12 protein-coding genes are annotated in these 12,548 nt (G+C 67.1%); 5 read left to right on the plus strand and 7 right to left on the minus strand.

The features are described from left to right. Positions 1-182: 182 nt before the first annotated feature. The 4 genes from VIK36_RS02960 (at position 183) to VIK36_RS02975 (ending at position 3,844) form a co-directional block, all read left to right on the plus strand. A complete protein-coding gene (locus VIK36_RS02960; RefSeq protein ID WP_056392225.1) occupies positions 183-1,472 on the plus strand; it encodes an adenylosuccinate synthase in 1,290 nt (429 codons plus the stop codon). Positions 1,473-1,664: 192 nt separating this feature from the next. Then, positions 1,665-2,036, plus strand: a complete 372-nt coding sequence (locus tag VIK36_RS02965) for a YegP family protein (protein ID WP_255174311.1) — start codon at positions 1,665-1,667, stop codon at positions 2,034-2,036. 294 nt (positions 2,037-2,330) lie between these two features. Then, a complete protein-coding gene (locus VIK36_RS02970) occupies positions 2,331-2,882 on the plus strand; it encodes an RNA polymerase sigma factor (protein WP_255174312.1) in 552 nt (183 codons plus the stop codon). Then, positions 2,879-3,844, plus strand: a complete 966-nt coding sequence (locus VIK36_RS02975; protein ID WP_324644009.1) for a hypothetical protein — start codon at positions 2,879-2,881, stop codon at positions 3,842-3,844. Before VIK36_RS02970 ends, VIK36_RS02975 begins: the two co-directional genes overlap by 4 nt. Before the next feature lie 61 nt (positions 3,845-3,905). Here the strand turns inward: VIK36_RS02975 and VIK36_RS02980 are convergent, their stop codons facing one another. From VIK36_RS02980 to VIK36_RS03010, 7 genes are all read right to left on the minus strand, one after another. Continuing rightward, complete coding sequence (locus VIK36_RS02980) at positions 3,906-4,400, minus strand: CoA-binding protein (protein ID WP_324644010.1); 495 nt, start codon at positions 4,398-4,400, stop codon at positions 3,906-3,908. Then, positions 4,397-5,749: an O-acetylhomoserine aminocarboxypropyltransferase/cysteine synthase family protein gene (locus VIK36_RS02985; protein ID WP_324644011.1), complete on the minus strand. Its 1,353-nt coding sequence runs from the start codon at positions 5,747-5,749 to the stop codon at positions 4,397-4,399. Before VIK36_RS02985 ends, VIK36_RS02980 begins: the two co-directional genes overlap by 4 nt. Then, on the minus strand, positions 5,749-6,939 hold the full coding sequence (gene sfnG, locus VIK36_RS02990; RefSeq protein ID WP_324644012.1) for a dimethylsulfone monooxygenase SfnG: 1,191 nt from the start codon (positions 6,937-6,939) through the stop codon (positions 5,749-5,751). The genes VIK36_RS02985 and sfnG overlap by 1 nt, the downstream gene beginning before the upstream one ends. After that, positions 6,936-8,888: an acetate--CoA ligase gene (gene acs, locus VIK36_RS02995; protein WP_420716265.1), complete on the minus strand. Its 1,953-nt coding sequence runs from the start codon at positions 8,886-8,888 to the stop codon at positions 6,936-6,938. Before acs ends, sfnG begins: the two co-directional genes overlap by 4 nt. After that, positions 8,879-9,781: an ABC transporter permease gene (locus VIK36_RS03000; protein ID WP_324644013.1), complete on the minus strand. Its 903-nt coding sequence runs from the start codon at positions 9,779-9,781 to the stop codon at positions 8,879-8,881. Before VIK36_RS03000 ends, acs begins: the two co-directional genes overlap by 10 nt. Next, positions 9,781-10,830 carry an aliphatic sulfonate ABC transporter substrate-binding protein gene (locus VIK36_RS03005; protein WP_324644014.1) on the minus strand — a complete coding sequence of 350 codons (1,050 nt, stop codon included), beginning with the start codon at positions 10,828-10,830 and terminating at the stop codon, positions 9,781-9,783. The genes VIK36_RS03000 and VIK36_RS03005 overlap by 1 nt, the downstream gene beginning before the upstream one ends. Positions 10,831-10,967: 137 nt before the next feature. After that, positions 10,968-11,783, minus strand: coding sequence for an ABC transporter ATP-binding protein (locus tag VIK36_RS03010; RefSeq protein WP_324644015.1), 816 nt, complete (start codon positions 11,781-11,783; stop codon positions 10,968-10,970). Between the two features lie 317 nt (positions 11,784-12,100). Here VIK36_RS03010 and VIK36_RS03015 point away from each other — a divergent pair, with 317 nt between their 5' ends. Further along, on the plus strand, positions 12,101-12,526 hold the full coding sequence (locus VIK36_RS03015) for a CoA-binding protein (protein WP_255174320.1): 426 nt from the start codon (positions 12,101-12,103) through the stop codon (positions 12,524-12,526). Positions 12,527-12,548 lie beyond the last annotated feature (22 nt).

Genomic DNA, 12,548 nt, shown 5'->3' on the forward strand with positions numbered 1-12,548 from the left:
CAGTGGACAAAGTGCCCTATCGGCTAAACTTGGGTGGTAAGAGCCCCGGAACTCTTGCTTCGCTGCGCCGTGCTGCGGCTGTGCGAAGGCCGGTATGTTCGGGGCATTCTCATGAACGGCGCTGCATGGGCCCGCCACCTGGTGGCCGGCCCGGGCAGTCCGAACGAATGGGGGAGGATCCCATGCCAGCAATTGTGATCGTAGGAGCCCAGTGGGGCGACGAAGGAAAAGGCAAGGCTACCGACCTGCTGGGCGGCCGTGTTGACTACGTCGTCAAGCCCAACGGCGGCAACAACGCCGGGCACACCGTCGTCGTAGGCGGTGAAAAGTACGAACTCAAGCTGCTGCCGGCCGGCATTCTCAGCCCCAACGCTGTTCCCATCATCGGCAACGGCTGCGTGGTGAACCTTGAGGCCCTCTTCCAGGAAATCGACGGACTCCAGGCGCGCGGCGCCGACACCTCAAAACTGCGAGTCTCCGCCAACGCCCACCTGGTGGCCCCGTACCACCAGGTGCTGGACAAGGTGACCGAACGCTTCCTCGGCAGCCGCGCCATCGGCACCACCGGCCGCGGCATTGGCCCCGCCTACATGGACAAGGTGGCACGGCTGGGCATCCGCGTCCAGGACGTCTTCGACGAATCCATCCTCCGCCAGAAGGTGGAAGGCTCGCTGCGCCAGAAGAACGAACTCCTGGTCAAGGTCTACAACCGCCGCAGCGTTGTGGTGGACGAGATCGTGGAGTACTTCCTGTCCTTCGCCGAGCGGCTCCGCCCGCTGGTCATCGACAGCACCCTGGTCCTGAACACCGCGCTGGACGAGGGCAAGGTAGTCCTGATGGAGGGCGGCCAGGCGACGTTCCTGGACGTGGACCACGGCACCTACCCGTTCGTGACGTCCTCCAACCCGACCGCCGGCGGCGCCTCGGTGGGTTCCGGCATCGGCCCCACCCGGATTTCGCGCTCCATCGGCATCATCAAGGCCTACACCACCCGCGTTGGTGCCGGCCCGTTCCCCACGGAGCTTTTCGATGAGATGGGCATGTACCTGCAGAAGACCGGCGGCGAATTCGGCGTCAACACCGGTCGCCCGCGCCGCTGCGGCTGGTACGACGCCGTCCTGGCACGGCACGCTTCCCGCGTCAACGGCTTCACGGACTACTTCGTCACCAAGCTGGACGTCCTGACCGGCATCGAGCAGATCCCTGTGTGCGTGGCCTACGACGTCGATGGCGTGCGCCATGACGAGATGCCCATGACGCAAACCGAGTTCCACCACGCCAAACCGATCTTCGAGTACTTCGATGGCTGGACCGAGGACATCACGGGAGCCCGGACGCTGGCGGACCTTCCCGAGAACGCCCGCAACTATGTGCTGGCCCTGGAGAAGCTCTCCGGAACCCGGTTCTCGGCCATTGGCGTTGGCCCGGACCGCGACCAGACCATCGTGGTGAACGACCTCATCAACGACTGACTTGTGGGCCCCGCCCGCTAGGGAGCGGGTAGGGATTACGACGGCGGCAGGCCACCTTTTGCAGGTGGCCTGCCGCTTGTTTCTTGCTGGCGGAAAGCGAATTTACACAGGCTTAACGCGCGCGGTCTTGTGAGGCTTCCGGTGCCGCGGCCAGACTCGTCTGTACAACCTGGTGCCCAAGGAAGGATCGTCATGGCTGGAAAATTTGAAGCATTCATCGACGCTGATTCGTTTTTCCGGTTCCGTCTCCTGGCTCCGGACGGGGCCGTTATCGCCGTCTCCGGCCCCTTCGAGGACAAAGCCGCTGTGGCGGCAGGGATCGCCGCGGTGCGTGAATGTGCCGGGACCGGCCTGGTCACCGACCTGTGCCCCGCCGGAACCGTGGCCCGTCCCGCGCCTGCACCCGCTGCGGCTGCTGCCGCTGTTCCGGCCGGGCTGCCCGCCGCCGTCGTGCCCGTGTGCGGAGAGGAACGCGCGCCCTCCACCCGGCACGCCTTTGCGCTGGCCAATACGCCGCGCCGGCATGCCACGGCCCCCCGGTGGACCAGGACAGCAACCCGCTGACCGGCGGGGAAGGAAATTCCAAAAAGTTTTTTTGAAAGCGCGTAACCCTTTCGGGTGCCCCAGCGATTACCCCTATGAAGTGCCGGTCTGGAACCTGTCCCCCATCACGTTCCAGGCCGGCTCTTTTGTCTTTCCGCAAGGGTGGCCACACCGCCTGGCCCGGCACTGGCCCTGTTTCCGGCGCCGTGGCGGTTCCGGCGCGGTGGTTACCTGAGGGTAAAGTAAGGGCAGCGTTCCGGATGGACTGAACGCCCGCCTTGCCAACACCCTTCTTTGACGGAAAGCACCACGTCAGTGACCGATGCACAGACAGACGAGGCTCCGGACCAGCCGCTTTCCGGGACTGCCGCCTTCAACCTTGTCTACAAGACCTACGCATCACAGGTGCTGGGCTACCTCACAGCCCGGGGAGTCGAGGATCCGGAGGCCGCCATGCAGGAAGTGTTCCTTTCCGTGCTGCCCCGCCTCCACACCGTGCACGGCGGCGAACCCGGCCTGAGGACCTTCATCTTCTCCGTTGCCCACGCCCGCATGGTGGATGACCACCGCCGGCAAAGCCGGACCCCGGTCAAGCTGCCTTTCGAGCCCGAGCTCGACCAGCGGGTAGACACCTCAGCGGAAAAGGAAGCCCTGCAGCGCCTGTCGCCCCAGGAGGTCCTTAGGCTGCTGGACGGGCTGCCGCAGGACCAGCGGGACGTGCTGTCGCTGCGCCTGGTGGGAGGCCTCACGGTGGAACAGACAGCGGAGGCCATGGAAAAGAGCGCCGGTTCGGTGAAACAGCTTCAGCGGCGCGCATTGTTGAAACTCCGGGAACTCGCCGCAGTGAAGGAGTACCTCGCGCCATGACACCCGCCCCGGAAAATCGCGTCGCCCTTGTTGACGACATGCTGCTGAACGCCGGCTGCCACCTGGATGCAGACCTTCGCAACGCCCTGCTGTCGCTGGGCACCCTGGCGTCGCTGCCCGCGCCCGCACCCAGCGGTGAGCTTGCCGCACTCCTTACGGCCGGGGGACCTTCACCGTTGGAAGGCCCGGCTCCGGCCGGGGAGCCAGCGGGGGAACCGGGCGAGGAAGCAGCTGAACAAGCAGCTGAACAGCCCGGTGGACAGCCCGATGCGCACCCTGGGGACGAACTGGCGCGCCGCCGCCGGCACCGCCCCACCGCGCTGGGCCTGGTGCTGGTGGCCGGGATGGGGCTGGGCGTGGGCGGGGTAGCCGCCAGCTCCAGCCCTTCCGGGAACAGTCCCGTGGAGCACCTGCTGGAGGATTGGGCGCCCTGGAACGGTACAGCCGGGGAACCGTCCGCCGCCGGTTACAGCTACCGGGGCCCCCGGGTGGCTTCCGACGGGGACCTTGCCGCTGCCGGCTCACCTGCACCGGGTGCGGCCACCGATGCCGCAAACCTTACCTCCAGCCTCCTTCGGGATCCTGCCGGCTCCTCCCGCCACACGGGACGGGCGCACCCGGGGTTCCCGCCGTGCGTCGGTCCGGTCAAACACGAGGCCGGCGCCGGCGCCGAAGCGTGCACGCCCGCGGCTCCCGGGACTTTCTTGCAGGGCAATGGAACCGGCAGGGGCAAAGAGAATCCCGGCGCTGCGACGGACGGGATGCCGGCGGAGCCAAGGGCTGCCGAAGCGGCGAAGGCCGGACTCCCGGCGGTCAACACCGGGACGTCAGCCGGGGCTGCAGCCGCGGAAGCACAGAAGGCGGCGGGCTCCGCGGCCAACACAACGCCGGCGCAGGGCCAAACAGGCTCCCAGGCGGCAGGACAGGGAACCGGGCCCAAGCCCACGTCTCCAGCGAAATAGCCCAAACACAGCAACAGCGGGCCCGTCGGACGGACCCGCTGTCGCCTTATTCAGTCGCCGGTCAGGCCATGACCTGGCGCTTGGAGGAAATCACGCCGGTATCGAAGCCGGCCAGATGGAGTCCACCGTGGAAGCGCGCGTGCTCGATCTTCACGCAGCGGTCCATCACCACGTTGAGCCCCGCGGCTTCCGCGCCTGCCGCGACGCCTTCGTGCCAGGAACCCAGCTGCAGCCAGAGTGTTTTGGCGCCGGCGGCCACGGCCTCTTCCAGGACGCCCGGAAGGTCGTCGTGCTTGCGGAACACGTCAACGATGTCCGGGCTCTCCGGCAGGTCCGCCAGGGACGCATACGTGGGCTGGCCCAGGATCTCCTTGACCACCGGGTTCACGAAGTACACCTTGTAGCGGGTGGAGGACAGCAGGTAGGTGGCCACGAAGTAGCTGGCCCGCGACGGCTTGTCAGAAGCTCCAACAATGGCAATGGATTTCGCCTGCCGGAGCAGGGCCAGCCGCTCAGGTGCCGACGGGCCGGACCAGGTGCGTTCGGCGGTACTCATGCGTTTGCTCCGATCGTGCAGGCGTCTGCGGGTTCTTCCAGGACGGCGGCGTCCTGGGCCGCTGCGTTGGAGGCCTCGGTGAGTGCCTGGTCCAGGTCCCACAGGATGTCCTCGATGTCCTCGAGGCCCACCGAGATGCGGACAAGGTCCTCCGGCACGCCCGCGGATTCCAGCTGGGCTGCGCTGAGCTGCTGGTGCGTGGTGGAGCCGGGGTGGATCACCAGGGTACGGGAGTCACCCACGTTGGCCAGGTGGGAGGCAAGCTGCAGGGACTCGATGAACTTCTGCCCTGCGGCGCGCCCACCCTTGACCCCGAACGAGAAGACCGACCCGGGGCCCAGCGGCAAGTACTTCCGTGCCCTGTCGTAGTGCGGGTGGGAGGGCAGGCCGGAGTAGTTGACGTAAGCCACCCTGTCATCGTTTTCCAGCCACTCTGCCACGGCCCGCGCGTTCTTCAGGTGCTCGTCCAGCCGCTGCGGCAGCGTCTCAACGCCCTGGAGCAGCTGGAACGCCGACTGCGCCGAGAGGGCCGGGCCGATGTCGCGCAGCTGCTCGCTGCGCAGCTTGGTGAGGAAGCCATACTCACCGAAGTTGCCCCACCAGGAGACGTTGCCGTAGGAAGCCACGGGCTCGGTCATGGTGGGGAACTTTCCGTTGCCCCAGTTGAACCGGCCGCTTTCCACCACCACGCCACCGAGTGTGGTGCCGTGGCCGCCCAGGAACTTCGTGGCGGAGTGGATCACGATATCCGCCCCGTGCTCGATGGGCCGCACCAGGTACGGCGTGCTCAAGGTGGCGTCGACCACCAGGGGGATGCCGGCGTCGTGCGCCACCTTTGCCAGCCCCGCCAGGTCCTGGACCTCCGACGACGGGTTGGCCACCACCTCCACGAAGATGGCCTTGGTGTTGTCCCGGACCGCCGCGGCGTAGTCGGCAGGGGCGGTTCCGGGCACGAACGTGGTGTCCACGCCGAACCGGCGAAGGGTGACATCCAGCTGGGTCACGGTGCCGCCGTACAGCTGGGAGGCTGCCACGATGTGGTCGCCTGCCTGCGTCAGGGCGGCGAAGGTGATGAACTCCGCTGCCATGCCCGACGCCGTCGCGACCGCTCCGATGCCGCCCTCGAGGGACGCGATACGCTCCTCGAACGCCGCAACGGTGGGGTTGCCGATGCGGGAGTAGATGTTGCCGTACTTCTGCAGCGCGAACAGGTTGGCGGCGTCGTTGGTGTCTTTGAAGACGAAGGACGTGGTCTGGTAGATGGGAACGGCACGGGCGCCGTGTTCGGCGTCAGGGGTGCCGCCGGCGTGCAGGGCGCGGGTGCGGAAACCGAAAGTACGCTCAGCCATCAGACACCCACTGCCTGGGCGGCGGGAGTGGTTGAGAGGTCGAGCTCTGTGCCGTGCTTGCGGGCCAGGTCCGCCTCAAGCTCCCGGACGATCGGCAGGATGTCCCGGCCGAATGCGGCCACCTCCTCCTGGAAGTGCAGGTAGCAGGTGAGGAACAGGTTCACGCCGATCTTCTTGTATTCGACGATCCGTTCGGCGATCTGCTCCGGGGTGCCGATCAGCTGGGTCTTGAAGCCGTCGTTGTACTGGATCAGGTCCTCGAACGTGGAATCCGCCCACATGCCCTTGCCGTCCTTGGTGGCGGCACCGGCCTCCTGCACCGCGTCCCGGAACCCCTGGACGGCGGGCTTGTGCGCCTTTTCCACGATCTCGCGCAGGGTGTCCCGGGCCTCCTTCTCCGAGTCGCGCGCAATGACGAAGCCGTTCAGCCCGAAACGGGGAGCGGCCAACTGGCCGGCAGTGCCGCGGCGGGCCTCGCCGGCAGAGGCGACGACGCCGGCGATGTTGTCCTTGAAACCCTCAAGGTCCTTGCCGTTGGAGAAGTACCAGTCCGCCACGCGGCCCGCGGTGGCCTGGGCCGCCGTCGAGTTTCCACCGAAGAAGATCTCGGGGTGGGCGCGGCCGGGGACGTCCACCGGGGCGGGGTTCAGGGTGAAGTCGGTGATGTTGTAGTACTTGCCGGACTGGCTGTAGTCCTTTTCGGTCCACAGGCCGCGCAGGACGTTGATGAATTCCTCCGTGCGGACATAGCGCTCGTCGTGCTCCAGCCACTCCAGGCCGAAGTTGGTGAACTCGCTCTTCAGCCAGCCGGAGACGATGTTCACGGCAGCGCGGCCATTGGAGATGTGGTCCGCGGTGATGATGTACTTTGCCAGCACGCCCGGGTGCCACATCCCGGGGTGAACAGCGGCAATCACCTTGAGGCGCTCCGTGGCGGCCAACAGGGCCAGGCTGAACGACGTCGCCTCGTGCTGCTTGTCCGCGCCGTAGGAGGCGGCGTAGCGCGTCTGCGTCAGGGCATATTCGAAGCCGGACTCCTCGGCGATGCGCGCCAGTTTTTTGTTGTAGTCGAAGTCCCAGCCGGTGCGCTGTTCGATGGTGGATACCACCAGGCCGCCGGAGACGTTGGGCACCCAGTAGGCGAACTTGAGCGGTTCGGAGAGTCGTGCGACGTTGCTGATCTCGGTCATGAATTTTCCTTCGGTAGGGCCCGCTGGCGCAGGACGTCCTGGATACCGGCGATGGCCGGTTCGTTCTGGAGGGAGGTTGTGTCGCCCAGCGCAGTTCCCTCGAACAGCTGGGTGAGCAGCCGGCGCATGATCTTGCCGCTGCGGGTCTTGGGGACATCGGGAACCACGACGACGTCGCGTGGCTTGGCGATGGGGCCGATCTCCTTGGCCACGTGGTTCCGGAGTTCGTCGATACAGTCGGCCGGGGACCCGGCCTTCAGCACGACGAAGGCAACCACCGCATGGCCGGTCTTCGGGTCCGCCACGGGGCAGACCCCGGCCTCCACTACGTTGGGGTGCGACACCAGCGCGGACTCGATCTCGATGGTGGAGAGCAGGTGGCCGGAGACGTTCAGGGTGTCATCAACGCGGCCCAGGATCCAGATGTCGCCGTCGGCATCGTATTTGGCGCCGTCGCCGGCGAGGAACCAGCCCTGGTCCGCGTACTTGCTCCAGTAGGAGTCGAAGTAGCGGCGCGGGTTGCCCCAGACGGTACGGGCGATGGCGGGCCCGGGGGAGTCAACGACGATGTATCCCTGGACGCCCGGCGCAACTGTTGTGCCGGCGTCGTCAACGATCCTGGTGCTGACTCCCGGCAGGGGACGCGCCGCGCAGCCGGGCTTGAAGCTGCTGTCCGTCGGCGCGGGGGAGAGGATGGTGGCGCCGGTTTCGGACTGCCACCACGTGTCCACCACCGGTGCAGTGCCGGCGCCCACGTTGTCCCGCAGCCAGCGCCAGGCCTCCGGGTTGACCGCTTCTCCCACAGTCCCCAGCAGGCGGATGGAGGACAGCTCATAGGTGGCCGGGACGCCGTCCGGGAACCAGCCCATGAGGGACCGGACCAGGGTGGGCGCCGTGTAGTACTGCGTCACGCCGTAGCGTTCGATGACCTCAAAATGCCGGCCCGGATGCGGAGTGTTGGGCGTGCCCTCGAAAATCACCTGGGTGACCCCGTTGGACAGCGGGCCATAGATCTCGTAGGTGTGCGCCGTGACCCAGGCGAGGTCCGCGGTGCACCAGTGCACGTCCTGGTCGCGCAGGGCCGGATCCGGGTTGCTGAACAGGTGCTCGAAGCTCCAGGACGCCTGCGTCAGGTAGCCGCCGGAGGTATGCACCAGCCCCTTGGGCTTTCCGGTGGTCCCGGACGTGTACATGATGAACAGCGGCGTCTCGGCGTCGAACGCCTCCGGCTCGTGGACGTCAGAGGCGCTTCCGACGACGTCATGCCACCACACGTCGCGGCCTGCGGTCATGGGGACGGCAGCCAGGTTGTTGGCAGGGGTGGTGCGGTTGACCACCAGGACGTGCTCGATGGCATTGTCCCCGGCGACGGCGGCGTCCGCGTTGTCCTTCACGGGAACCGCCACGCCGCGGCGGAACTGGCCGTCGGTCGTGACCAGGAGCTTGGCGCCGGTGTCCTCCACCCGGAACTTCAGCGCTTCCGCGGAGAACCCGCCGAACACGAGGGAATGGATGGCACCGATGCGGGCCACGGCCAGCGTGATGATGACCGTCTCGGGGATGACCGGGAGGTAGATGACCACACGGTCGCCCTTGGTGATGCCCAGGGCCAGGAGCGCATTGGCCGCCTTGGCCACCTCGCGCTGGAGTTCGGCGTACGTGATGGACCTGCGGTCGCCCGGCTCGCCTTCGAAGTGGAGGGCCACCTTGGCGCCGCGGCCGGCCGCGACGTGGCGGTCCACGCAGTTGGCGGCCACGTTGAGCTTTCCGCCTTCAAACCAGGTGATGCCCGGCCCGCGGCCCGCTTCACGGTCCGCCGGATTCCAGCGGTGCGCCGTGTGCCACGGGGTGTCCCAGTCCAGGCGCAGCGCCTGCTGCTCCCAGAAGGCGACGTTGTCCGGGTGCACCCCCGCGTTCAGGTCCATCGTCTCGGTGGTGCTCACCCCCATCGTTTCACCGCCCATTTTTCAGCCAGGCCCAGCAGGGCATCGGTAATTTTTCCAATGACGGCCAGCATCACGATGGCCAGGAGCAGACGGTCGGTTCGGCCGTTGTTCTGCGAATCGATCAACAGGAAGCCCAGGCCCATGGAGGAGGCGATCAGCTCAGCGGCCACCAGGAACAGCCAGGCCTGGGCGAGTGCCAGGCGGAGGCCGGAGAACACTGCGGGGACCACCGCGGGAAGCTGCACGGTGGTCAGCAGCCGCACACCCTTCAGGCCGAAAGCGCGGGCGGCTTCCACCAGGTTCCGGTCCACGTGGCGCAGCGCCAGGGACACGGTGGTGAATACCGGGAAGAACGCGCCGATGATGATGAGGGTGACCTTGGAGTCCTCGCCGATCTTCATCCACAGGATCAGCAGCGGCACCCAGGCGAGCGACGGCACCGCGCGCAGTGCGCCGATGGTGGGTGCCAGCAGGGCGTCGGCCAGTTTGGACAGGCCCACCGTGGCGCCCAGGACCAGACCCAGGACCGCTCCCACCAGGAACCCGATGAGGACCCGCTGGGTGGAGATGGCGATGTGGGTGCCCAGCTCGCCGCGTTCCACGAGCTCGCCGGCAGCAGCCAGCACCATGGCGGGCGGTGGCAGTTGGACCACGGTGAACATACCGTTCGTGGAGGCCACCTGCCATGCTGCCAGCAGCGCAGCGGGAATGATGAGGCCAAGGGGCAGACGCGCCCAGTTCCTGGAACGGACTCCGGCGGGAGACCATCCCGGTGCCGGAGCGGATGCCGTAGGGGCGCCCGTCTGGGCGGCGTCTGCCGCGGTTGCGGCGGCGGCTGCAGCACGCCCGTCCGCAACACTGCCGCTGGTGGTCTTCGGCTCTCCTGGGTAGCTCATCAGGAGGCCTTGATGGCTGACGGATCAGCCTTCTTCACCAGCGAGTCGTCGAGAAGGGAGCCCACGGCGTCGTCAATCTGCTGCTGCGTTTTGACGTCGCCTGTTTCCACAAAGGTGGGGCCGATCTTCTCCAATACTTTGCGCTGCGCGTCACCAGGCACCGGGTCCACGTCCAGGTTGCTTCGCTCCAGGACCACGGTCTTGGCCACGGCGAGGTCCAGTCCGGCTACGTCGGCCAGGATCTGGGCGGTCTGGTCCGGGTTCTGCGCTGCCCAGGCGCGCGCCTTTTCATAGGCGTTCACCACGGCCTGGGCCAGCTCAGGTTTGTTCTTGAGGAACGATTCGGTGGCGTTCAGGAAGCCGTAGGTGTTGAAGTCCAGGTTGCGGTAGAACAGCTTGGCGCCCTTCTGCTCCGCCCCGGCCATGATGGGGTCCAGCCCGGACCAGGCCTGGACCGAGCGGTTTTCCAGGGCGGTGCGGCCGTCCGCGTGCTGCAGGTTCTGGACGGTCACGTCACCGGGCTTGAGGCCGGCCTGCTCGAGTGCCTGGAGCAGGAAGAAATAGGGGTCGGTGCCCTTGGTGGCGGCCACGGACTTGCCCTTGAGGTCGGCCACGGAGGTGATGTCCGAGCCGGCGGGTGCCACCAGGGCCGCCCACTCGGGCTGTGAGTAGATGTCGATGGTCTTGATTTCCGAGCCGTTGGCCCGGGCCAGCAGCGCTGCGGATCCGGCGGTGGAACCCACGTCGATGGCACCGGAGCGGAGGGCTTCGTTGGCTTTGTTGGAGCCCGCGGACTGCACCCAGTTCACGGTGACGCCCTGGTCTTTGAGGCTGGCCTCGAGCCAGCCCTGCTTCTTGATCACCAGGCTCAGCGGGTTGTAGGTGGCGAAGTCGATGTTGAGCGTTCCGCCCTTGCTGCTGCCGGCCGCCGCCGCGCTGCCGGAGGAGCCTTCCCCGGCGACGCAGCCGGTGAGTGCCAGGACCGCGGAGGCAGCAAGGGCTGCTGCGCCAAGGACTGAACGGCGGGTGATGGGCAATGCGTGCGGCATGGGTTTCCTTTGGAAGCGGGTGATGGAACGGTGCGGAGAAGGGGTGGGCGGCCGGGTGCCGGGGAAGGGAGCGTGAAGTACGACGACGGCAGGCGCCAACCGGGGCCGGTGGCGGTCCCGGAGGTGTCAGGGGGCGCTTAGTGCCCGTCGACGCCCAGCGTCGCCAGCAGCGAACTGCGCATGAGCGCGAGTTCGGCGGAGGCACGCTCGCGCGGCCGGCTGCCGGGCACCTCGATGGTCCTGACGATGGTGGCGCCTGGGCCTGCCGCATCAGGGCCAAGGACGATGATGCGGTCGGCGAGCTGAAGGGCTTCGTCAACGTCGTGGGTCACCAGCAGGACGGTGGTGGGCTCTTCCCGGTGGATGTCCAGGAGCAGGTCCTGCATCTTGATGCGGGTGAGGGCGTCCAGCGCGCCGAAGGGTTCGTCGAGCAGCAGGACGCCGGGGTTCCGGGCCAGGGCCCGGGCAAGCGACGTGCGCTGCGCCATGCCGCCGGAGACCTCACGGGGACGGTGTTTGGCGAAGTCCTGGAGCCCCACGAGTTCCAGGAGCCGCGCCACCTTGGCTTTGCCTTCTTTCGCGCTGGTTCCGGCAGGCAGTCCGATGGCGACGTTGGCCTGCAGGGTGTGCCAGGGAAGCAGCCGGGGCTCCTGGAAGGCGAAGGCGCACCGGGGATCGATGCCGTGCACGGGGGTGTCCTCGATGACCACCGACCCCGCGCTTGGATAATCCAGGCCGGCGGTGGCGCGCAGGAGGGTGGACTTTCCGCAACCGGAGGGTCCCAGGATGGCCAGCACCTCGCCCGCTGCCACATCGAAGGTCACGTCCCGCAGGACGGTGTGGGCAGCGGAACCGGTACCGAATGTGCGGCGCAGGCCCCGGAAGGACACCGGAAGGGCTGGGGCGTGGGCGGTGCCCGCCCCGGCAGGCAGGGGCGATAAAACTGCGGTCATAGGATCACTCCATCGGTCCTGGCAGTAGCACCCTACGGAGCCAGCCGTCCGGAGTGGTCAGTTCCGGATACCCGCGGCTGCGGTCCTTGCTATCGCCGGGGCGTTGGGGCGCGTCCGGCGACCAGGGTTGCTGCGGCGTCATCGATCCAGGTCTCTCGGCCGCTCGGGATGGTCAAAGACCACTACACAGCAATGAATCGGCGAGAGCAAACTCTCGCGTGCGCCGCGTAATATTCGTTCACGCGGCCGTCTGCAAGGGCAGATCGTTCTTTTATTCGACGCTCTACGAGTCCGGGCATGGCGCGTAGGCTGATCCCATGGGCCACACGAACGATCCTGCAGTCATTGAACGCCTCATGCGAACCAAGGGCCGCTGGGCCATCGTCGGCCTCACCACCAATGAGTGGCGCGCAGCCTACGATGTTTCGCTCTTTATCCGCGACAAGCTTGGCATGGACATCATTCCCGTCAACCTGCCCGGCGATGCTGTCCACGGCGAAACCGGGTACCCAACCCTGGCCGACATCCCGGCGGAAAAGCAGCCCATCGACGTCGTGGATTGCTTTGTGAATTCGCAGAAGGTGGGCAGCGTGGTTGACCAGGCCATAGCCGTGGGGGCCAAAGCGGTGTGGCTGCAGCTGGGCGTCATCGATGAAGCGGCGGCGGAGCGCGCCGAGGCGGCCGGCCTCGATGTGGTGATGAACGCCTGCCCGGCGCAGCTCGCCTGGAAGTACAAGCTGTAGCGCTTCAGCGGCCCCGGCACTT

This window comes from Pseudarthrobacter sp. LT1 (assembly GCF_035621795.1).
Lineage (GTDB): Bacteria > Actinomycetota > Actinomycetes > Actinomycetales > Micrococcaceae > Arthrobacter.